This window comes from Pseudobacteriovorax antillogorgiicola (assembly GCF_900177345.1).
GTDB classification, from domain to species: Bacteria; Bdellovibrionota_B; Oligoflexia; order Oligoflexales; family Oligoflexaceae; genus Pseudobacteriovorax; species Pseudobacteriovorax antillogorgiicola.
Genome location: NZ_FWZT01000021.1, coordinates 80,635 through 101,809 on the forward strand (window position 1 = coordinate 80,635; position 21,175 = coordinate 101,809).

General features: G+C 47.2%; 19 protein-coding genes and 1 pseudogene. 11 read left to right on the top strand and 9 right to left on the bottom strand.

The features are described 5' to 3' along the window. Positions 1 to 26 precede the first annotated feature (26 nt). Complete coding sequence (locus tag B9N89_RS23125; protein WP_159455584.1) at positions 27 to 482, top strand: Lrp/AsnC ligand binding domain-containing protein; 456 nt, start codon at positions 27 to 29, stop codon at positions 480 to 482. A gap of 30 nt (positions 483 to 512) precedes the next feature. Here B9N89_RS23125 and B9N89_RS23130 read toward each other — a convergent pair whose 3' ends face one another. Then, positions 513 to 974: a hypothetical protein gene (locus B9N89_RS23130; RefSeq protein WP_132323144.1), complete on the bottom strand. Its 462-nt coding sequence runs from the start codon at positions 972 to 974 to the stop codon at positions 513 to 515. Between the two features lie 235 nt (positions 975 to 1,209). Here B9N89_RS23130 and B9N89_RS23135 point away from each other — a divergent pair, with 235 nt between their 5' ends. Then, on the top strand, positions 1,210 to 2,436 hold the full coding sequence (locus B9N89_RS23135; protein ID WP_132323146.1) for a Kelch repeat-containing protein: 1,227 nt from the start codon (positions 1,210 to 1,212) through the stop codon (positions 2,434 to 2,436). Here the strand turns inward: B9N89_RS23135 and B9N89_RS23140 are convergent. After that, positions 2,403 to 2,891 (bottom strand): 2-thiouracil desulfurase family protein, encoded by a 489-nt coding sequence (locus tag B9N89_RS23140; protein WP_132323278.1) that lies wholly within the window; start codon positions 2,889 to 2,891, stop codon positions 2,403 to 2,405. The genes B9N89_RS23135 and B9N89_RS23140 overlap by 34 nt on opposite strands. A 128-nt stretch (positions 2,892 to 3,019) precedes the next feature. Between B9N89_RS23140 and B9N89_RS23145 the strand changes: the two genes are divergently transcribed. The 4 genes from B9N89_RS23145 (at position 3,020) to B9N89_RS23160 (ending at position 8,050) form a co-directional block, all read left to right on the top strand. Beyond that, a complete protein-coding gene (locus B9N89_RS23145; RefSeq protein WP_132323148.1) occupies positions 3,020 to 3,814 on the top strand; it encodes an LON peptidase substrate-binding domain-containing protein in 795 nt (264 codons plus the stop codon). A gap of 139 nt (positions 3,815 to 3,953) precedes the next feature. Then, entirely contained in the window at positions 3,954 to 4,895 is a 942-nt protein-coding gene (locus tag B9N89_RS23150) for a response regulator (protein WP_159455585.1), read from the top strand. Positions 4,896 to 5,008: 113 nt separating this feature from the next. After that, complete coding sequence (gene selD, locus B9N89_RS23155; RefSeq protein ID WP_159455586.1) at positions 5,009 to 7,201, top strand: selenide, water dikinase SelD; 2,193 nt, start codon at positions 5,009 to 5,011, stop codon at positions 7,199 to 7,201. Between the two features lie 39 nt (positions 7,202 to 7,240). Beyond that, the gene (locus B9N89_RS23160) at positions 7,241 to 8,050 is read left to right on the top strand and encodes an alpha/beta fold hydrolase (RefSeq protein WP_132323154.1); all 810 of its coding nucleotides are present in this window, start codon (positions 7,241 to 7,243) and stop codon (positions 8,048 to 8,050) included. A gap of 22 nt (positions 8,051 to 8,072) precedes the next feature. Here B9N89_RS23160 and B9N89_RS23165 read toward each other — a convergent pair whose 3' ends face one another. Next, positions 8,073 to 8,663, bottom strand: a complete 591-nt coding sequence (locus B9N89_RS23165; protein WP_132323156.1) for a hypothetical protein — start codon at positions 8,661 to 8,663, stop codon at positions 8,073 to 8,075. Positions 8,664 to 8,999: 336 nt separating this feature from the next. Between B9N89_RS23165 and B9N89_RS23170 the strand changes: the two genes are divergently transcribed. The 3 genes from B9N89_RS23170 to B9N89_RS23180 all read left to right on the top strand — a co-directional run bounded on the left by B9N89_RS23170 (position 9,000) and on the right by B9N89_RS23180 (position 12,712). Then, positions 9,000 to 11,261: a 7TM diverse intracellular signaling domain-containing protein gene (locus B9N89_RS23170; protein WP_132323158.1), complete on the top strand. Its 2,262-nt coding sequence runs from the start codon at positions 9,000 to 9,002 to the stop codon at positions 11,259 to 11,261. A 137-nt stretch (positions 11,262 to 11,398) separates the two neighbouring features. Next, positions 11,399 to 11,590, top strand: a complete 192-nt coding sequence (locus B9N89_RS23175) for a hypothetical protein (protein WP_132323160.1) — start codon at positions 11,399 to 11,401, stop codon at positions 11,588 to 11,590. A gap of 138 nt (positions 11,591 to 11,728) precedes the next feature. Next, positions 11,729 to 12,712 (top strand): hypothetical protein, encoded by a 984-nt coding sequence (locus B9N89_RS23180; RefSeq protein WP_132323162.1) that lies wholly within the window; start codon positions 11,729 to 11,731, stop codon positions 12,710 to 12,712. Positions 12,713 to 12,903: 191 nt separating this feature from the next. On the opposite strand, the pseudogene B9N89_RS23185 reads toward B9N89_RS23180, so the two are convergent. Together B9N89_RS23185 and B9N89_RS23190 are read right to left on the bottom strand one after the other, a co-directional pair. Then, a pseudogene (locus tag B9N89_RS23185) lies at positions 12,904 to 13,554 on the bottom strand (lytic polysaccharide monooxygenase); the annotation flags it as partial. A 53-nt stretch (positions 13,555 to 13,607) separates the two neighbouring features. Then, entirely contained in the window at positions 13,608 to 13,925 is a 318-nt protein-coding gene (locus B9N89_RS23190) for a hypothetical protein (protein WP_132323166.1), read from the bottom strand. A gap of 404 nt (positions 13,926 to 14,329) precedes the next feature. On the opposite strand from B9N89_RS23190, the gene B9N89_RS23195 reads away from it, so the two are divergent. Next, positions 14,330 to 17,227, top strand: a complete 2,898-nt coding sequence (locus B9N89_RS23195; RefSeq protein WP_132323168.1) for a tetratricopeptide repeat protein — start codon at positions 14,330 to 14,332, stop codon at positions 17,225 to 17,227. Here the strand turns inward: B9N89_RS23195 and B9N89_RS23200 are convergent. Next, positions 17,221 to 17,889: a hypothetical protein gene (locus B9N89_RS23200; protein WP_132323170.1), complete on the bottom strand. Its 669-nt coding sequence runs from the start codon at positions 17,887 to 17,889 to the stop codon at positions 17,221 to 17,223. The genes B9N89_RS23195 and B9N89_RS23200 overlap by 7 nt on opposite strands. A 306-nt stretch (positions 17,890 to 18,195) precedes the next feature. Between B9N89_RS23200 and B9N89_RS23205 the strand changes: the two genes are divergently transcribed. Continuing rightward, entirely contained in the window at positions 18,196 to 18,576 is a 381-nt protein-coding gene (locus B9N89_RS23205; RefSeq protein ID WP_132323172.1) for a response regulator, read from the top strand. Positions 18,577 to 18,632: 56 nt separating this feature from the next. Here the strand turns inward: B9N89_RS23205 and B9N89_RS23210 are convergent, their stop codons facing one another. From B9N89_RS23210 to B9N89_RS23220, 3 genes are all read right to left on the bottom strand, one after another. Continuing rightward, complete coding sequence (locus tag B9N89_RS23210; protein ID WP_132323174.1) at positions 18,633 to 19,016, bottom strand: hypothetical protein; 384 nt, start codon at positions 19,014 to 19,016, stop codon at positions 18,633 to 18,635. Then, complete coding sequence (locus B9N89_RS23215; protein ID WP_132323176.1) at positions 19,013 to 19,789, bottom strand: hypothetical protein; 777 nt, start codon at positions 19,787 to 19,789, stop codon at positions 19,013 to 19,015. Before B9N89_RS23215 ends, B9N89_RS23210 begins: the two co-directional genes overlap by 4 nt. A gap of 375 nt (positions 19,790 to 20,164) precedes the next feature. Then, a complete protein-coding gene (locus B9N89_RS23220) occupies positions 20,165 to 21,097 on the bottom strand; it encodes a hypothetical protein (protein WP_132323178.1) in 933 nt (310 codons plus the stop codon). Positions 21,098 to 21,175 lie beyond the last annotated feature (78 nt).

Genomic DNA, 21,175 nt, shown 5'->3' on the forward strand with positions numbered 1-21,175 from the left:
ATAATTTTGTATCCATGGTGACCGACTTGAGTGAACAGATTGATAGTTTAGACCGCAAAATTCTTAGGCTTATGCAGCAAGACTCCAGAATGCCGTTTCTGGAAATCGCCAGGGAGTTGAAAGTTTCTGGGGGTACGGTTCACGGGCGGGTAAAGAAAATGAAGGAGATGGGGTTGCTTCTCGGTACGAGAATATCAATCGATCCGGGAGCTATGGGCTATCGTTTATCGGCATTTATTGGCATTCAAATCAACGAGGCAAGTCGCTTAAAGAACGTGGCCCAGGAGCTGAGCAAGCTTGCAGAAGTTTTAGAAATTCACTACACGACCGGAAATTTTGGTCTGCTGATAAAGATCTTGGTGCGTGAGACTGCTGAACTCTATGAGATATTATCCCAGAAAATTCAGCAAATCAAAGGAGTACAGTCAACTCAAACATTGATCATACTAAACACCATTCTTGAACGTGACTTACAGGTATAGAAGGGGCGCCTTGCGGCAACCCCAAGCTGACTATAGAGATCCAGTAAGTGCAAGTTTGTAGGCATAGTATGCCGTACGGATGTCGTTGAACACGTCCTCAATATCCCGCTTTTGGTCACGGAAGGTTCTGGCGAGTTGACGCTTGGTTGAATCAATTTGGAAGAACAGTGTTTCGATTTCTTGTTGGTCTGCGAGTAGTTCTTCTTGAGGGGCTCCGGCAGCAGCGTCTTCGGCAGTGTATACAGCAAGTGCATTGAGTTCACGTGTCAGGCGAATCGCCTTTGACTGATAGTACTTGCCGCGGCTACCTGATAGCTCAGATTCAACAAAGTCTTTTGCGAGGCGAGCACGGTAGGCTAAGTTGTAAGCAGCCCGCTCTACTTCGTCGAGGTTGACTTCGTCAGCGGCTTCCTGAGCGCTTACTACTGTTGGCATAAGGGTCATGGGGGCAAGAAGGCTGACGGACATGAGGATTTTCGCTAGAGTTTTCATGATTTTCTCCTTTGTTTTAAGATCATTTATCTCTGTCTGATTCCAATTTAACAAGGGCTCCTCGATCGCTACAAGGTTTAAGGAACCAAGTGTTCTGTGAGCAAATTCCTTGTTGTGATATCAATGGGATATGGAGGAACATTGCTTTGTTTTTACGATGACACCGCTAAGTCCTTAAATCTGAGAGGAAATATTCCGTTACGGAAATGGCGCCTTGACGGATGGGAGTTCTTTATTGCCTCAATACCTGGCATGCCTACTTTTTGCCCTTGCAGGATTCCTTGGTTCGTGCCGTTCGAATAGTAAATTGAATGCGAAGCGACTTAATCTCAACTTCCAAGCAATTTCAACGAACTTCGAACCGAGCCCACGAGTGATGCATACTGCAGTCTGGACCGGCAACGCGATGTTGGTTTGGGGTGGCTTGTTGCGTCACAAGACTAACAGCCGTGTTACAGGCGGTGGTCTTTACTTTCCTGATGATAACCATTGGCAGACGATTCGCTTGCCTAGCCGAATGCCCTTGACCCGCTACAATCATAGCCATGTTTGGACGGGGGACGAGTTGATCGTCTGGGGAGGTATCGACGGCAATCTTGGAAGCCCTACTGCGGAAGGCTTTCGCTTTAATAAGGGCACTCGGATGTGGTCCAATATCAGCGATCAGGGGGCGCCAGCAGCTCGTTCTGGACATTCGTCGAACTGGGACGGAGAGCGAATGTTTGTGTTCGCTGGTCTGAGCGATCATGACTATCTTGCCGATCTATATGCTTATCAGCCTGATGACAATCGATGGTCGAAAATTTCTTTACCCCAACAGGTACAAAAGCGTTCCTATCACACCTCAGTCTGGACAGGTAGTCACATCCTAGTCTGGGGTGGGCAAAATGAGTCGGGTTTTCTCAGCACAGGCTTGATCATAGACCCCTATACCGGGGCCGTGTCTCCCATGAATTTGGCCGGGGCTCCGAAGGCTAGGATTAATCACACAGCAGTTTGGACCGGTCGCAAGATGATAATCTGGGGTGGGCTTTCTAGCGAAGGTGAAAAGTATCGCAGCGGTGCAATGTTCGATCCCGCAAGTAACCGATGGCAAGCCATGTCCTTAAAAAATAGTCCTGCCCGTCGTGATCTCCATTCTGCAGTGTGGACAGGCACCCATATGATCATCTGGGGAGGATCGGGAAAGAAGAGGCCGCTGCGGTTTGGGGCAGCTTTCAATCCTGAAGTGAATCGCTGGATAAAACTGCGAACGGAAAAACCACTTCCTAGACGACTGATGCATAGCTCAGTTTTAGTTGGCAATCGCTTGATCCTATGGGGAGGGGCATCTTCGGATCTCCTGAATGCTCAAGTTTCACCTCCCGGTGGATCGACCCTTTGGCTGGACCCGAGCTTAATGGGCCCAGGGTTCAAAGAGCCCGCCGATCATGTCACAAAGCTTAGAAGTTTGTCCCACTGATCTTCGCCGAATGCGGGTATCCCTTTCTGCTGTAGAAGGGCTGCAGTGACACCGATTCCTGTTATAACTTGGCCAGAAAACGTGCCGTCATAGGCTTCTCTTGTTCCGCAGGATGGTGAGCGTTGCTTTAAAAATGCTGCAATCACTCCATGGTGCAAGGCCATCTGGAGGGTTTTATGGGCGCCTTCTAAAAAATAAGAGCTTACATTGTAGCCAGCTCGATTGAAAACCTCTGCCGTTCCATTCAACACCTCAAGGCCTTGACCACCTACAATTTCAGCGGCTTGCCTTGGAACTGGCAGGCCGCCAGCCAGTTCGGGGCAGGCAAGGGTGAGGTAGCCAAGGGCGTTCCACTCCTGGAGCAGAGGCCGATCCAAGGTCTTGGCCTGGCCGTCATATCGAACTGGGTGGCCGAGGAAGCAGGCGCTAACCAGTATTTTACCGCGGGGTATCATGCTTACTGCCAAGAAAATATCCTTATAAGTTCTGAACAATACATTTAGAATAGATTCGACTTGTTGAAGCCTCAATTTTGCCGAGGTGAAAGTAGCTGAAACAATCACCGGATGGAAATCGAAATCAAATGTCTGAAACTAATGCCACTCAGAAAAATCAGGTTGCCATTTTTCCCGTCCCTGGCATGGTCGCTTTCGAGGGCCAACACCACCTGCTCCACGTTTTCGAGCCCCGATACCGCAAGATGATCGAGTATTGTGTCGAGCACGAGATCAATCTCGGTCTTGCCCTACCGAAGCGGCAGATTTCAAGCCCAGCGAAGGCCGCCTCCAGCAAGGCCACAATCAAGGAAGTCTTATCACAGAATCAAGCAACTTACGAGGCTAGCGAGCTTTTCGGAGCGGGCCCTGTTAACGTCTTGAAAAAATTACCAGATGGTCGCTTTCTCGTTGCCGTGAACATCGAGCAAAGGGTTCGCCTCGATCAAGTCGTGCAATCATTGCCGTTCACAATTGCCAGAGTCGTAGAAGAAAATAGTTGCATCGAAGATGCTGGGAAGGCCGAGCAGCTATTTTGTAATTTGAAGGAATTGAGTGAGTCGATCTTAAAAGAAAAATACTCTTACTTTGCAGAAAGAGTTCCCGAGGACGTCTGGCAATCCCAAGACCTCGAAGGCCTACTCATCCGTGTCATGGAGTGGTTTCGCCTGGAGTCTCGGATTCTCCAGAGATTGCTGGAAGAGCCAATCGTGGAAGAGCGGGCCGCTCAGTTTGTTGAAATCATGCAGGTCTATCTGCGACAAGTAGGTGACGACGTGGTCCTGGAACCGGCTGAGCTTGAGCCAACGTTAATTCAGGATGAATCAGAAGATGGCAGTGATGATGAGGACAATGTAATCCACGTGAATTTTAAAACCAGCTAAATCTACAGCTCTCCACGGCATACTTTGGTATCACAGCTCTAGCTAAGAGCAAATTCTTGGCGCCTTCATAATTCCCTTATTTTAACGATAAGGGGAAAGCCATGATGGCAATTTTGTATTCCAGCTAGGAGTGTCTTTTGTGGCACAAACCAGCAAAATCTTAGTGGTTGAAGATGCACCTGACCAGCTTGCGCTGTATCAACGATCCCTCACTAATTTTCCAGGCTTGGAGATCTCTGTTGCTGAAACTCAGGAAGAAGGTATCCGTCAGGTCACTGATCAACGCTTTGATTGCATTATCTGTGATCTAAAGTTAAAGCAAGGCAATGGCATGAGTGTCGTGCAGGCAGCTCGGGCGAGCCAGGTAAACCGACCGTCACTTATTTATATCGTCTCTGGGCATATCGAGCCACTCACTCGCAAGATTGCAGCGACCTTTCAGGTTGCTGATGTGGTTGAAAAGCCAATTTCCTATAAGGACTTCGCGTTTCAATTAGTGAAACGTTTGAATTCCAAAAAAACCAAGATTAGCTATGATTCTCAATTGATCAATGTCATGATTCGATCAGGTCTAGGCACCTTTGAACACTATTTTCAACGGTCGCCCCATATTGGACGAGTGCGAATCAAGAGCCCAGAAACTCCAGCTCGTGGTTTTGTGACCGCCGTTATTGGGTTTGAAAGCGAGACCGGTTGTGGAACCGTGGCTCTAAGTTCAAATGTTGGGTTTATTCGGGCCCTATCGGAAGCGATGCTTGGGGAGCAACACGACAAAGTTACCCAGGAAGTCGCAAAAGATATCATGGGCGAAGTTGCTAATCAAACCATTGGCCGGATCAAGATTGAACTTGGCAAACAAGGTGCCATGCTACAGATCGGGCTACCCGAAGTCATTATCGAAAAAAAGCCAACTCATTACCACAAGACAACCAATCCAATTATCTTTACTCCGTTTGGGTTTGACAAGATTGGCTGTGATTTCGAGTTCGCCATCGCCCATGGTCATATTACTCTCCAAGAAAGCCAAGCCAAGCCAGAACAGGAGCATCAGGAAAGCGGTAGCGTGATTCTATTCGACTAGAGCTATGACAACGATGCTTGGGAATCATGTTCTTAGCCTTGAGCCTTTGACAGCGAGGCGCTAGACTCACTCCGATAGTTGAGCAGATTGGAATGCCAGGCGGGAGCAACAGCATGCGAGTGATGAATCACCCTTATCGAGTTGATCTAGTGTTATTAGGTGGCGGGCATAGCCACGGTATCTTTCTGAAAATGTGGGGCATGAACCCCGTGGATGGAGTGCGGGTCACTCTGATTTCAGAATCAACCGATACCCCGTATTCGGGAATGTTGCCTGGGTTCATTGGTGGTATCTATAGTCACGAGGAAGCACATATCGATCTTCGGCAGCTGACGGAGTACGCTGGAGTCCGATATATTCACGGCCATGTGGAAGGCCTCGATATTCCTGCTAGGCAGATCAAACTTGCTGACCGACCACCAGTTCGATTCGACTGTCTTTCTTTCAATCTAGGCAGCAGGCCGCAAATGGACGATGTGGAAGGAGCCCATGAATTTGGGATTGGAATCAAGCCGGTGGCCAGATTTTGGGAGTATTGGTCTCATGTGCAGGAAACTGTGAAACGTCATGGTCCCCACACCCTATCTGTTGTTGGAGCTGGAGCAGCTGGAGTTGAAACCGCAATCTCCATGAAGCGAGCCTGCCCTCAATTAAAAATCCAGCTCATTCAAAAATCGTCGGAGATTCTGCCCGCTCATCATCCAAAAGTCCGTAAAATTATGGCTGATAAATTACTGGCTGCGGGAGTCGATGTCATCTGTGATGCTGCTGTGAAGTCCTTGAAGAAAGGTAATATTATTTTACAAAGTGGCCCGCCTTTGGAAACTGACTTCACCGTATTTACGACGCAAGCGGGGGCACCTCAATGGTTGGCTGAGTCGGGGCTTAAGCTCGATGAACGAGGGTTTATTGCTGTGCGCGACACTCTGCAATCAGCGTCCCACCCGTTTATCTTTGCGGTGGGGGATGTGGCGACCATGGAGGATCATCCCCGGCCAAAGTCAGGGGTCTTTGCCGTGCGTCAGGGACAGCCTTTGTTTCACCACGTATCGCAGTATTTGAAGGGCCAAAAACCGAGTCAGTTTTATCCCCAAAAACGGTTTCTAAGCCTGATGTACACTGGGGATGGTGCGGTTCTAAGTCGGGGGGGGCTGGCCTTTAGCCACCCAGTATTGGCCAGATACAAAGATCATATTGATCGAAAGTTTATGAAGAAGTTCCAAAACCTAGAGCTTCGGGAGATGCGGACTCAGATTGGGATCGTGGAACGCTCTGACGAGTTTGAAGAAACTATTAGGTGTCACGGTTGTGCCGCCAAAGTTGGGTCACGAATTCTTCATGGAGCCTTAGAACGGCTTAAAAAAGAGCCATGGAAGCCTAAGGCGGACTTTGCATTACACCACGACGATGCTGCTATCTTAGATATACCATCCGACACTCGTCTCTTGCAAACAGTCGACCACCTAACAGCATTTGTGAGCGACCCCTATATCTTTGGTCGCATTGCGGCTAACCACTGTTTGAGCGATATCTATGCAATGGGGGGCAAGCCTCACTCTGCCTTGGCCAATATTATCGTGCCGTATGCTGACCAGAGGATTATGGAAGAAGACATCTATCAAACTCTAGAGGGGATGATGACAAGCCTTGAGTCTAGCAAGACTGCCCTTCTTGGAGGGCATACCTCAGAGGGGCAGCACCTCAGCTTAAGCCTTACTGTCAACGGTCTGATGCCACCTTCTGGTGCATTGGCAAAAACAAGCGTGAAGGCAGGACACAAACTTATTCTGACGAAGGCGTTGGGAACAGGAGTCCTACTTGCGGCTGCGATGCGAATCAAGGCTCGGGGAGTATGGATCGATCATGGGATTTCCTCTATGATAATGGATAACGGTGCAGCGGCGGCTTGTTTTGTAAAACATCGTGCTTCTGCCTGTACTGATGTAACCGGCTTTGGCCTGATTGGACATCTCCAAGAAATGCTAATCAGCGAAAACCTGGGTGCGAAACTTTTTCGCGATGCGATTCCTGTATTGGCAGGTGCGCTGGAGGTGAGCGAACGTGGTATCGTTAGTTCACTTTTTGCCCAGAATCGAGCTTTTCTGGATTCGCTAAGCTATCGAGATCAAGATCCGAAAGCTAAGATCTTGGTGGATCCCCAAACTTCAGGCGGGCTTCTGGCTGCGATTCCAGCCGAAACTGCCGATCAGTGTCTTGTGGATCTGCGAGCAGCTGGCTACTTGGATGCATCGATCATTGGCCAGTTAGAGCCCTTGGGAACCGCCCAGCCCATGGAGCTAATCTAAGTTTAGAGGTTTCAAACTGAATCGAATGAGGAGGTTGTTGTGCCAACCGTTGATGTCAGCGGCGGAAATATTTTTTACCAAGTGGAGGGGCGTGGGGAACCGTTACTCATGCTGCGTGGATTGGGGCGGTCCAGTCGATACTGGCTTGGCTTTGATAAGATGATGAGTCAGCATTTTAAGGTGATTACCCTAGATCATCGTGGTTTGGGAAGAAGTACAGCGCCGCTACACTGGAATAGCACCATAGAAGACTTGGCGGTGGATGTCGCTACAGTACTTGATCACGCAGGTATCGAATCAGCTCATGTGTTCGGCCTTTCGTTAGGTGGGATGGTGGCTATGGCTTTGGCAGCTGAGGTTCCTGATCGCTGCCGAACTTTGATCGTTGCCAATTCATCTTCGGCCGACTATATTCATTTTCGTGTTAATCCCATTTCCGTCGCAAAAATAGCATTAGCTGCGGCTCAAGGAAAGATCCACGAAGATGTAAAACGATATGTCACCACTTCCAAAATCGATGGGCGTATAGGCCATGAAATTGGAGAGCAGTGGGGAGCGATCATGGAAGACGAAGGTTTTCCTATCGAAACCATTGCTAAGCAGCTACTAGCATCGCTCCGATTCCGGATTCGAGGTCGCTTGGACGGGCGCTTGATTCCCACCTTAATCCTTTATGGCAATCAAGATCAATTTGTACCGCGGGGCAACAGTCAGCACCTACACCGTTTGATTCCTCATTCGAATATCCAGGTGATCCGTGGCGTGGGGCACGAGATTTCAGTGGGCCATGAGGATCTACTGTGTAGCCTCATTTGCCAGTTTACCGAAAAATTGAAGCAGGCTTCATAGCCGCCCTATTTCATAAAATGAGTCAGCCAGCGGCGCGGTCGTAGGTTCCTGTGATATCGTCGTCGCTGATGTGGCCCTGATCTTTCAAAATGTCGATCAAGGTCCGACGCTGGAGCCGAAGCGCCATCTGAATCTGCTGCTCGGAAACCTTCTCAGCTGCCAACAACTCTTCCAGGATTTGATCAGATCGATACCAAGGGTTATCGGACTCCTCTTTGGGAAATCTTTTTGTCAAACCCCGAAGGATACAGGCTCCGTGAAGGCCTTTGAGAGCTTCGTCCAGCTCCTCGTCTTTGGGAATTTGACCCAGCAAGATCCAATTTTTAAGATCATCATGAAGCCGTGAGAGCGCATCAAGTAGCTTTTCGCTTACTTTAATCCTCCGATCTTGAATGCTGCCAACAGTTGTGGCGAGACTCTGGAGGAGGTCGCTAGGGAGCCCGAGGTTATAAACCTTACATAAATGTTTCAATTCGTGAGTAGATCGATACATTTCCTCACAGCTTCTTTGGTTGAAGCCACTGCGAAGCTTAGCAAGGGCGATCTCCCAGCGGTCGAATGCAAGTTGTGCCTCATCTTTGACATCATCGAATGTGTATTCACGAATAGACATGATTTACCCCTTTGTGCCTAGAGAACTTACTCATGAGTTCGGCCGGAGTCAGGCGAATCTTAGGGCACCGCAGAGGCGGGGCGAATCTTAAATGATTGCGATACCTTGGAGCAGCGAAATCTGGTTTAAATTCTGCCAGGTGGTAGGAATCCAAGTAAAAAAGCTAATAAATCTCTGATGTTTTAGTAAGGGTCGTGCCAAGATTCAGTTTTTTCGCCAATTGGCCGAATCCGATATCGCGAGCTAAAGGCTGAACTGGGGTGGTCCCATTCCATAGCTCAAACTGAAAACGATTTTCAGTTTGCCACGGGAGGTGGCCTCAAACAAGGACGATCATTGAGACATTGGTTATTCATCTTAATCTTTCTCATCGCACCAAGCTTGGTAAAGGGAAGCACTGAGCCTTCTTATGAACTAAGCGAATATCGGCTTATGGTTGAAAATCTGCCTGAATTCTCTATCCGAGATGTGATGCTCAGCCAGCCCAACGAGTGGAGCCCACTACCATCCAATCGTATCCAGCGGGGCCTGAATCCTGAAGCTAGCTGGGTCGCCGTTGACGTTAAGAATCTAAACGCTGAGCCATTGGAAATGGTGCTCTACTTCGATCGATCGAATCTAGACCGTGTTTCGTTTAACCAGACAAGCCGGGGACAAGTGATTCATAGTATGCTGTCTGGAGACACCCTACCATTTGCAAATCGGCCGCTCGCCAGTCACCTTATAGGCTTTCCGTTTGAGCTTAAGGGACTAGAAGAGCAAACCCTGTACTTTCAAGTGACCACTGCTGGGGCTCATAATTACGGGGTTTTTCTATTGGATCGAGATGAATTCTACGATCGCCTGCTGCTCCAGAATCTTGTATTCGGCGCTTTTTTTGGTATGCAAGGGCTCTTAGCTATCTATAACTTTTTTGTGTATCTGATCAGTCGCGATCGCAATAACTTATATTTTATCGGGTTTATCATTTCCACTATCTTCTTACAAGTTGCCTTGGAGGGATGGGGATTCAAATATCTTTGGTCAGAAAGTATGTGGCTTCAGGAGCATATGGTTTCAACGTTAGCGCCCGTATTCTATCTATTTCTATTTCTATTTCTATCTGAGTTCTTAAGCTTGAGGCGCAATTCCGTGAAAGGATTCTTACTATGTTGGGGAGTGGTCCTCGTTCAAGTTGCCACTGCGCTAGCAACAATCTTCCTTGATGCCTTTAACTCTGCTGAGTTTGGGGTGGGCATCATGATTTTTAGTTCGATCTCTGGGTTTGCTTTTATTCCTGCTATCCTTAAGCAACAGAAACCAGCTTACTTCCTAATGGGGTGGCTATTTGTGATCGTGGCATCAGGAGTGGCAGTGACCCATACGGCAGGGATTTTTATGGGTCCCTGGAATATAAATCATGTTTATCGAAGCCTTTTGTGCGGCTCCCTGATCTCGTTTTCTTTTGCGCTAGCAGAACGCATGAGTAAGGCTCGCGAAGATCGCCGCCTTCTCAAAGAGGTGCTTGCAGGGCAGGTTCCTAAAACAGTTCTCAACGAACTTCTAGATCACCCTGATCACCTTAATCTTGAAGGAACAGAAAAAACAGTCACGATCATGTTTCTAGACATTGTCGGATTTTCTCACTCATCGAGCCTGCTCAAGCCAAAGGAAGCTTTTGCGGAACTAAAAGATCACTTGAACGATATCAAAGAGGTTATCCGAAAATATGGTGGCACTATCGATCGATCATTAGGCGACGGTATCCTCTGCTTCTTCGGTTATGCCCTGAATGGTAGGGATCAGTCTGATCATGCGAGTATGGCATTCAGAGCGGCTTCCGATATTCAGCGTCAGTCCGTTCAAAAAATATTAGATCGTTCACGGCGAGGGAAGGCGGTTTTCCCGTTTCGCATAGGAATCAATACTGATAAGGTTTTTATTGGTAATCTTGGCGATCAGCATAAGATCGACTACACGATGATAGGCAATGCGGTGAACTTTGCAAGTCGCCTTGAAAGCGCATGCAACCCATTTAAGATCATGATCAGTACGACGACTAAGAATCTTCTGAATCAATACGAATACAAAGAAGAGGCTCTTAATAAAATTCTAGTGAAGATGAAACACTTTCGAAACCTACAAGAGGCCTATGAATACAATCTGTATTTTAACAACAATGAACCGATCATCGAAGCGGAGAAGATCTACTGGAGCTTTGTGGGCTACTCGACCCGAGAACTAAGATATCGACTATCGAATCCAGGTGACATCTTCATCGAATCAGAAGTTGGCAGATTCGAGGTAGTCGACTTTTCAGAATCTGGCTTTGGCGTGATCGGCGACAACTTTCTGGGCCGCGGGGTTAATTTCTTAGCGCGACTCACAAACGTGGACAATCGGCTATCGCAGCTTTTGGATCAGCAATCCCTATCTAAAGTCAATCTAGAAGTATGTTGGGCAAGACCTTCGGGCACAAGGTTTAAACATGGTCTAAAATTAACGGGTCTTAATTCTAAGCAGATCGAATACATCAATTATAGCATTAGGCGTTTGTTCAATACCGCTGAACTCAATCCTCAAGAGTCACCTTCTCAAATCGATAAAGGTTCAGCCTAAATTTGTGAGGTCTAGTCGGTGATGCAGATCGACTTGCCTTTGGTTTTTCCTTCATACCTTTGATACTCCATTTACTTTTCAGCAACTCCTCTCTATCATGGCTCAAAACTCGAAATGTATTCTACAGAGGTCAAGCCATGGTGAGATCAATCGCGCTGATTGTTGTACTATCATCGTTTAGTTTCTCAGTTCTCGGGGCTATGATGCGCTCCATCAAGCTCTTAAGCCGCAGTATTGGCGAGCCCCTACGGACAACGATCGAATATCTGTTTGCTAAAGGTGGGAAATCATTCGGACGCCTGCTGGTTGTGAGATCGTCGTCGGGGTGATTCTCTTGGATTAATTGTGGCTTTAAGCCTTTAATATAAAAATAGAAATGAGATTCTCTAGACTGAAGGGTGGGTTAGTCCGAAGAGCATAGTAGCCACTATTTATATCGTTGAGACTACTTTTACTTGGAGAAGTAGATGCATCCAAGACTACACGCAATTTTTGGCTTGTTCCTGATTTTAGGCTGCCAGGAAAGTTCTTTTTTACCCGGTATCGGTACCGAGAATAAAGAGAGTGAAAGTCAATCCCTAGGGAATGGCAGCCTCGATCAGGCCGACATCGATCAGGATGTAACAGCTAGCGTCCCGGTGCCGATTACCGGAAGTTACCTCAGTTCCAACATGATCAGAACCGTCGACGCTGGTGTCAATTCGGAAGCTGAGTTAAAAGTGACCTTGAATCTTCAGGCCGATGCTGAGCCAGGCTTCCTGGAAGGTCTCGAATGGTCGATTGAGCCCAGTGCAACTCAGAATGCTAACTTAGAATTAACACCCGATCCCGACGACTTAGCATCACGACGGATCTTAGCCAGTCAGGGGACTCTGGATCAATTAATTCAGGCTCTCAATGGGATGACCATACGTATCGCTAATGGTGATGTTGAACTCATCAAACAGCAAACTCCCATCATCTGGCGACACTACCGATTCTTTGTGGACTCCATAAGCGGAGTACGAACATCTTCAGTGTATGAAATTCGTTTTATTGTGGATGGTGTGGTTCGAGAAAATTCGATGATATCGAATACGGAAGGACTTATTGCTGGAATGGAAGGTCAGCTATCTGCGTCCTACGGCGATGATCTGGAAAAACCACCTTGGCAAGCTTTCGATAATATACTGGATGACAGTGGTTGGTATGTTCAGGACTCTGACTTTGATGGTCAGCCTCCTTTCGACAGCCTCCGATCAGTTTGGATCGGAGTCGACTTTGGGAGTCAGGGCTTGCTTGTCGATGGTGTTGTGTTTCGTTGTTCCAATGATCTAAATTTCAGTTGTGACGCTGTTCACATGGAATATTCAAGTGATGGGGTTACCTGGCTAGAGATCCCTGGGTCACGTCTAAGCAACATTGATGCTACCAGTGAATATACGATGACCTTTGCAAATGAAGCTCCCTAAAAAACAGAGCTTCATCTACTGAGACACAACGATTACTGACATTCACAAAGATCTTTTGGGCAAAAACTCGGAACCTGGTTGCAATTTTCATTGCACCATTCAGCGTCAGCCCCTGAAAATGGCTTGGCATTACAGAGAAGCTTAGAAGTTGTCTGGCTTAACTGGCTAGCTTCATCGTCGCAATCATCTCCAGTTGGAAAACTGGGATTGCCGTTATCTGTATCCGGCGAATTTGAGTCGCCTGGTGTTCCATCACCACCGCCATTCGAGCCATTAAAATCCACATCTATGACTTGGTAGAAGGTTGCAGCAGTATCACCCACATCCCAAAGGGCTAGGATAACATGATAGCCGCTTCTCTCAGGTAGCTGACAGTCATGAGATATATCCGCAGGAGGTTTTGCCATTGCACCGTCGACTACACAGAACGGCTCAAGATCAAACGCCTGTCGTGATAAAGGTTCAGATGGATTCCAGTCAGGCTTTGTTAAAAAGTACCTCCAATCCTTGGTCACATGAGGTGCTGTGAAATGCCACGAGAACGTATTGGTTCCCGATTTGATGGCAACCTTATTCCATCGACCAGGGGACTGTTCGTTAAGCGGAGACCAAGAAGCGCTCGCAGCAGCCGCAATTTGTCCATCGGCTGCACCGGCTTCGGGAAAACCATCTGGTCCTTCCACACTTTGCGGTTCGTATTGCACAGCACCACAATTTTGATTACTTCCTTCTTTGCACAAAAGTGAGCGTGACTTAGGCTCACTCATGTAACCATGAGCTAAGGCAAGAATTGGGTAAGATAAGAATATTAGAATGCAGAGTGTATTAAATAGTGTCTTCATTTGCGTCCGTCTCAAATTAATTAATCATCAGAACATGTTTAGAGTGCGTGAACTTAGAGTAGATCCCAAACAGCTGTCCAGTTGCTTCCGGTTCCAGGCTCAAAACGCCTGTCCGATGGCGACCATTGCTGACAGTATTGGCTGTAAGGGTAGCGCTTGCACCGATAGACGCGGCCTGTCTTTGGCTGGTATACGACTGTTCCAGGTGAATATTCTTGCCTGTGGTCTGGATAAATAAACTGGTGCTCTCGTGCGGAAGAATAAAGAGCAGACTCACTACACTCTTTTTGGGATTCATCAACTTTCTTAGATGTCTTGTTTTCACAAGCCCCTAAGATTATGGGGATAGCCATACATAAAAGTAACTTCATTAACTCTACCTCTCACAAATGCTTATTAGCTCAGCCCGAATCATGGGCAGATGGATGAGTAAGCAAAAAACTATCCATATGAATTAGGTGATTTAATTAGTGGTTTTAATTAGGTTTGCAAAAGAGTTCGCAGGACTCCTTGATCAGAGTACTAGTCAGAAGTGTAAAGTCTTTGGGCAGGGAACTGCTAAAAGTGCTGTGAAAATGCTGACGACCAGGTGTTCAGTGACTTGAGAGCAACGGGGATTTGAGGCTCTGGAGGACAAGGCAAATAATATAGAAGCTTTACGTCTATATAGTTGAAATCCTTAAGGCGCTACAGAATTGTCAAACAAAAAACTAAAGCAATTATAGAAAACTCCGAGCAGAACCGTGTAGAGGAATCATACTAGCAAAGATTTAATATGGTTAGACTGGTCATCCTTTTCTATGCCCTGGTGAAGAGTGCAGCTCTCCTTGGCCAAGGTGCGCCCGCGTCCTTCGACCCCATACTCCAGCACCAGTTTCGCGTTGACATCGTGAAGCTTCTGGAGATATCTGCGCTTGAGGTGGACCTAGACAAGATAACAAGTCAAAAAAAAGCGAATCGAGCCTATAAAAGCCTGCTTTCCAATCTGGACTCCCTCGTAGCTGATAAAAACCCCAGCGCTAAGAAGCTGCTTTCTGCCTATCAGGATGCAGCAGCTGTTGTTCATTTCTACGGAGTGAACGGCCACCTTTCACGTGCCGAGGAACGTCGTATCCAAGCCCGAGATTGGCTGGCAGATTACGCAGAACGTTATCGGGCAAAGTCAAAATCAGATGGCAAAAAAGATATCGCCCGGTACTATCAATTGATTGCACAGTACGGTCGTAGCGAGGGTCGGGGTACAGCGGTTACCCAGTTGATCGATCTTAAAAAGAGCTTAGCCAACAATAAGGCTGTGATTGGCAATATTGACCTCATGGTTGGCTATTCCCTTATTCTAGTGAAGGCTACCGCCTCTCAAGGGCTAGATTACCTCAAACGGGCACCAAGTTCTTCAGTCTACGGGCGCATTGCTCATCGCCTGACAGTTGCTATGTCTGAGGCTGGGTTGAACAACGATGGCGATGCCGTGAACCCACCGAATCAGAAATATCAAAAGTCTCTCAGCTACGTGGTGAACGTTTCAAAAGGAGCGCCCAAAGGCATTCAAATTTTGGTAACGAATACGGCATTTTTTATCTGGTCTGCTTTGAATGGTGGCTTAGATGGCAAGCCGCCCTTTGATTATGACTCTTTCAAGGGTGTGATTCCGGTTGATGTTTTTCGAGAATCTCAGGCGGTGAAAGCGATTCGTTCAGGGCAGTACAAACAGGGTTTAGCAATTTATCGCGACATGTCTGACGCTTATCAAAAAGATTCCCGTGGTGTACTACTCGATCGACGAATCTGGCAGATAGAAAAAACCCTTTATCAAAAAACTCGCGACAGTCAGCAGATGCGAATGGCCTTCCGTTCCATCTGGAAACGTCATAGTAAGGCCAAAAAAGGAGAGCGCAAGGCCTTCTTTGAAGAAGTCATGAAAGACTATAAAGATATTATTGGCAAGCTTCTAGCCCAGGCTGCAAGCAATGTGCAATTTGCAGAATCGGCAATTGAAGAAACCAAGTTCTTCCTTAAGTTTCTTAGCTCTAGAAGAGAGTCGTATCCGTTCAGGCAGAGGCTAGCCTTAGTCTACAGACGGAGCAACATGTTTGACAAGGCTGTTGCTGCTTATTTAGATCTTGCTAAAGATTCTCCTAATAAAAACTATCTCCTTGCGATCGAAGCACAAAGTCAGATCGCTAAATGGCCCGAAGATCCTCCTTGGCAGGGAGTTGCTCCTGGTGATCGCAAGGCCCGATTGAAACTTCTCAGTCTGTTTGAACAAATCTTAAAGAGCAATAAGCAAAAGCCTTGGACAGCCTTGGCTCACATTGGTCTATTGCATCGGTCTGTAGGGCAAGTGAAGTCTGCGGAGAACCTTTGGTGGAAGTATCTTCAAAAAGATGTGGAGAAAAATCGCCATACCTCAGAAGCGGCAGGTATGCTTTTCAATGACTATTTTCAAAGCAAACGTTGGGTGAACTTGATCGAGCTGACGTTTCTGAGTATGAAACGCAAGGTTCCTATGACCAATGGTGGCAAGGGAGTGAACTTCCAACAGCCATTTGCTAGTGCTTTGTTCAATCAGGGCCAGATCGATCTATCTCAGAAAAAGTACAATCGATCAACTAAATATCTAACCGACTTTGTTCGCTTGTTTAAAAGCGATCCAAGGGTCCCTCAGGCCTACCATGCTCTAGGTTTGGCCTATAAAAACCTTGGTAAATTGGCTCCTGCCCTCAGCTCTTTTAAAACTTTGGTGGATAAATACCCATCTTACCCTAAGAGAAAGTTTGTCATGCTCGAAGGAGGAAAGTGGGCTGCGCTCAATAAGAAAACAATGGAGTATGCATTTTTTTTCTACGGAAAATACCTAAGGGAATACCCTAATGAGCAAGACATCCCTCAGATTCGCCGCAATCTCGCTGAACTGTACATGAGCCGCAAGCTATATGGTTGGGCGACTCGTCTTTATAAAGAACAAAGTCTAGCCGCTGGGGTGCCACCGGCTTGGCAGCTCGACGCAGCGATCAAATATTTAGAAACCGAAGAAAAGTTTGGTCAGCCTAAGGATGCTGTGTTTGGTGCTAATCGTATTCTGCAACTTGCTAAACATGATAGCGAAGCGGCGGGCAAGGCCTTTGGCTTTCTCGCTAAGTACGCTTCATCACGAAATGATGTGAAAGCAATGCAAGCACTTGAGCCCAAGCTTCTAGCAGCCGCGCCTAAATCAGTGAGCGCTAGGGAGGCCTTAGGGATGATGAAGTTCAAGTTGGCTCAAATATTTACCAAGCCTATTGAAAATAATCAGGCCAACGCTTTTATCAAAGACCCCGAAGCCTCCGTGAAGGCATACTATGATCTTTTTCTGAAGGAAAAAACTCACTACGAAGCAGTGTGCCGCATCGGTATCACCCAAAGCTGTGCTCCGGCTCAATTGAAGCTGGTAGGCTTAGCTCAAGCTACAATGCTAGCAATCAACGACGTGGAAATCGCTTCAACCCTGGGCGAAACGCGAGTTAATGCCTTTAAGGTATTTAAGCAGCTTCATCTTTCCAAGCTTGAGGAGTCAGCTAAGGCCTATGCTCAGCTTTCCCTAAAGCTGGCCCGTGAAGGAACCACCTCAGCCATTTGGAAAACAGAGATCATCAAATCACTAGGGAACAAAACAAGTTTTGGGGTCGCTCACTGATTCCTGATAACACACCAATCGCGGGGTTTGCTTCGTTCCCTAAGAGCGCATAGTAGACCATGGCTCCGGTTGCAAGGAAATGGATTCCCTTGGCCAAAGCCCTTCCGCTCAATGCAGTATGGTAAGTCATTTGCTGCAGTGGTAGCAAGGCAGGTTACATCTTGCTTTAATGCCCATTGACGGCAAGGAAGTTCTGGCGAACCTTGGCAGCTTTTATTGGTGTCATAGCCCTTACCACCATTTGTAAAGCAATAGATGTGCTCTGATGCATGGTAGATCGGGGTGCAGGCTTTCTGATAGTTGCGATCGTTCCAAGCGCAAAAACCCCCCTGCTCCCCAGAGCAGGGTAGTGCAGTGCCGAAGCCCCGACCTCTCTCGGCAGTGCAAAACTCTTGTCGGGCTGGATTATGAATCACCCAGCAAACTGCCTTATCATCCCGGTAACGACATAAGAAGCTACGATCATCAGGGCAAGGGAAGTGTAATTGATCTGCCTGAGCGTCCTCACAGCTTGGCCATAGAGGGGCTTTCTTTGGTGCATAAACCAAACGCTGCTGACTATTGAGTTCAGGGTCGGGGCTTGCTTGTTTTGAGCTGGATTTGCACCCTAGCCAAAAGCCGTTTGTCGCGATAATCCAGAATGCGGTCGTCGTTACTTTCAAGGAATATTCCTCTCGATAGTACCCTTTGTTGTCGGAGCTTGAGCGATAATCATTAGATTCAACAAGGGACACGCCAGGACAAAGTCTAAAGGGCTTGAGCCATAATCGGGATGCAATTAGCTGCTCAGGACCTCTGGATATTGCTTCTCTATTCGGGTTATTTTTGAATCCTGTCATCCATAACCGTAGGAGATGTTGCCAGATAAGTTCAGGTTGCTTGAAGAAATATCTTCCTATATGGCATAGTCTAAGTATACTATTAGATAAGGTTCTGCTTACACACTTTGGTCATCAGGAGGAAGAACATTGGCAAGAGTTTTACTAGTCGACGATGAAGTGGATTTCATCGAGTTTGTTAAACCCTGTCTGGAGCAGGCAGGAATCGATGTCGATATCGCAATGAGCGGCAGGGAAGCACTCGAAAGTGTGAAAAAACAACGGCCGGACGTTGTTGTCACTGATATTGTCATGCCAGAGATGGATGGAGTCGAGCTTGTTAAAGAGATAAGTCGTTTTGATGACTCCATCTTGATGATCACCGTTACGGGTTATCCTGCCTGGGATGACAAGCTAAACTCCATCAGGGATTCGATCAAGGTTTCGCTGCTCAAACCGATTCGCTTGGATGATGTCCTGTCGAGCGTGGATATCTGTTTGGCGGTTGTAAATAAGCCGGCCGCCAAGTAGTTGGGTACAACGAACGGCGAAGCGAACAAAGGCGAACAGTTTGTTCGCCTTTTTTATTATGGGTCGATCGGCTGAAGAGCCAAAGTACAGGTTCCAACTTCGATGAAGATGAGCATGGAATTACGATCAAACCATATGGCATCGACATTGCGATTTAATGCATTGCTGATTTGATCAATAAATTTCGATCCGTGGTTCATTAGAACATAGTAATCCGCAAGAGGGACGCTTAGTACCGTTCGGTTTTCTTCGAAACTCTCTGCGATTTGTAGCAGCGTTTCTTCGTCCAGTCTTGGCTCTGAATCTCGGTTGTCATTTTTGGGTGGGTTCTCTCCTAGTATCAAGGAAATCATCCGAGCTGACATAACAGTGTCGCTACCGTTGCCAAAACCTGAACTGGCAATCAGCAAGCTCATAGCGATTGTACGTATGGTTTTCAATGTAGGTCTCCTTGTGACTGACGCCACTGGTTTTGATCGTAGATACTATAGATGAGGTTGCAGAAAAACGCCACATTACCCTTTGCATCATCGTCATTCTTTAGGCTTGATAATTCTCTGGCAAAGTCTTGGATCAGTTTCTTCACTCGGGAAAGCTGGTCCTGACTTACTGAAGCTGTCATATTTACAAGGGATGCAGCATCAGTTCCAATCAAACTCTTGTCAAAATGGCTGATAGACATTTTTACCTGAGATAAGATGTCGTCGACATCGGTTAGGGCCCAAGAGTCGCTTGAGTAATGGATCGAGCCGCGGTCGTCTTCCACAAGAAAACCTTCATCGATCATTTCTTGCAGTGCTTGGATGCCTACATCACCCAATAGAACGCGAATGTCCGTGCGATTGGTCCCGTGACTCGTCGCTGCAATGTTGAAGATTCGATTGTGTGGCTCTTTATTGAGGTAGCGCCTAAGCATCTCGTGATGAGGCTCGTTTCGAACCTCGTGGCTATAAGCTGATTCCATCAGCTCGCCGATTTTTGGGAAATAGCTCTTGAAAAATGCCACCCGCTCCTGAGTCGGCATGATGATATCTGTGATGGAAAATATGGTCGACTCATTGGGTAGTCGTTCGCCTTGAGCGATATACCGGATGGTTGAGTAAGCCTTATTTGTTCGATGGGCTAGCATCGATAGGCTACGGGACTTCTTCCCATTCAACCAAGTTTCGATAGCGCCCTTAAGGTCGAGCAGCATGGCTTCCTTATTGTCCAATATGGTCTCCTCTCCTTTGGGGATCATACGGCTGTGATTGCGACTTAAACGGGGTATATAGCGGATTCTGCTGGTAAATAGCAAAGGGAAATCCAAGCGATGCACCCACGGCGGGCTGCAGTCGCTTGAACTCCCCTGATATTATTGAGAAATTAATAAATATGGCATTTCCGTGTGTGGTTAGCCTGGCCTTTTCACAAGCAGCGACATTCTCTCCGACTTTTTGCTAGTAAGTCTGTTAATCGCTACTACCCTTAAGCGACAGCCCGGGGGTGCCTTCGGTGGCGGAAATAGCGTGCCTGGCCAAAATCTTGGCTGCCTGGGGACACCGGTAGGCAGCAAGGCCAACGATGTTCTCGCGCGGCATTCTTGTCCCTAGTAGTTTGCTGTAAAAACATACAAACCCGATCGACGTGCCTTGAACTTAAAGCCGTAGCCTGTTGCACTTAGCTCTACAATCTCGGAGACTAGTCGAGTGCTTGCGGGGTCTTTGTAAATGACTCTAAGTTCAATGTTACCTGATCGAATAAGTTCTTTTAGTTCACCTTTGAACCATCCCTTTAGAAGGAACTTGATCAATGCGACCTTGGCTTTGAGTCCTGATAGAGCAACGTAGCGTAAATCCCACGCACCTCTTGATTCTATCTCTCGCTCGATTTTTTCCAAGTCTTCTTGTTGCTCTGGTGTCAGGTCTTCATAGTAGTCTTCAAGATTTTTAGCACTTATTGGTTCTTTCTCCGATCCGTAGTCCTGCTCTGTGTTGGAGCTGCCTGTATCGGAATTTTCAGTCTGCTCTTCATTGGGGTTCACTTCTTCGAAGTTTTCAGTGTTTTCAGCAACGTTTGATTCTTGTTCCTGCTCACTGCTCCTATCTTCGCTCGTACCTGTAGGATCAGATTCAGCATGGACTTTCTCGCTACTCATATTTTGGTCGGGAGAGTTGTTGGGGCTAGATTGAAATTCTTCTCCAAGCTCCTCTTCTTCTTGGCTGTCGGACCAGTCAGAAGTGTCTCTTTCGACTTCCTGATCGTTTAGAGTTAATTCTTGGTCGTCTTGATTTCGACGGTCTCGCGAAGCCTCTATTTGGACATTCGAATCGTCGTTTGTGGTGATGACCGAGCCCTCCTCTACTACGACGATAGCATCCGGTTCTCTATTGCCTGAACTGCCTGTACCTCCGGATTCATCGGTATCGCCGGGAGTAGGTGACATTAGTTTCTCTATTCGCTGATCTGTAACGGCTGTGGGTTCGTCGGTCCCGCAAGCCGCGAGTAGTATCCAAATGCTCAGGTTAACTAAACGTTTCATGGCGTCACCTCCTCTCTTCTAGATAGGCAAGATGCAGACCATTTTTAATTTCTTGAAAAGACTTGAGTGCTCATTGAG

Excerpts from the sequence above, each read along its gene's own strand:
- B9N89_RS23130 (WP_132323144.1), bottom strand. The coding sequence starts at position 974 with ATGAAAACTCTAGCGAAAATCCTCATGTCCGTCAGCCTTCTTGCCCCC.
- B9N89_RS23140 (WP_132323278.1), bottom strand. The coding sequence starts at position 2,891 with ATGATACCCCGCGGTAAAATACTGGTTAGCGCCTGCTTCCTCGGCCAC.
- B9N89_RS23145 (WP_132323148.1), top strand. The coding sequence starts at position 3,020 with ATGTCTGAAACTAATGCCACTCAGAAAAATCAGGTTGCCATTTTTCCC.
- selD (WP_159455586.1), top strand. The coding sequence starts at position 5,009 with ATGCGAGTGATGAATCACCCTTATCGAGTTGATCTAGTGTTATTAGGT.
- B9N89_RS23165 (WP_132323156.1), bottom strand. The coding sequence starts at position 8,663 with ATGTCTATTCGTGAATACACATTCGATGATGTCAAAGATGAGGCACAA.
- B9N89_RS23175 (WP_132323160.1), top strand. The coding sequence starts at position 11,399 with ATGGTGAGATCAATCGCGCTGATTGTTGTACTATCATCGTTTAGTTTC.
- B9N89_RS23180 (WP_132323162.1), top strand. The coding sequence starts at position 11,729 with ATGCATCCAAGACTACACGCAATTTTTGGCTTGTTCCTGATTTTAGGC.
- B9N89_RS23190 (WP_132323166.1), bottom strand. The coding sequence starts at position 13,925 with ATGAAGTTACTTTTATGTATGGCTATCCCCATAATCTTAGGGGCTTGT.
- B9N89_RS23195 (WP_132323168.1), top strand. The coding sequence starts at position 14,330 with ATGGTTAGACTGGTCATCCTTTTCTATGCCCTGGTGAAGAGTGCAGCT.
- B9N89_RS23220 (WP_132323178.1), bottom strand. The coding sequence starts at position 21,097 with ATGAAACGTTTAGTTAACCTGAGCATTTGGATACTACTCGCGGCTTGC.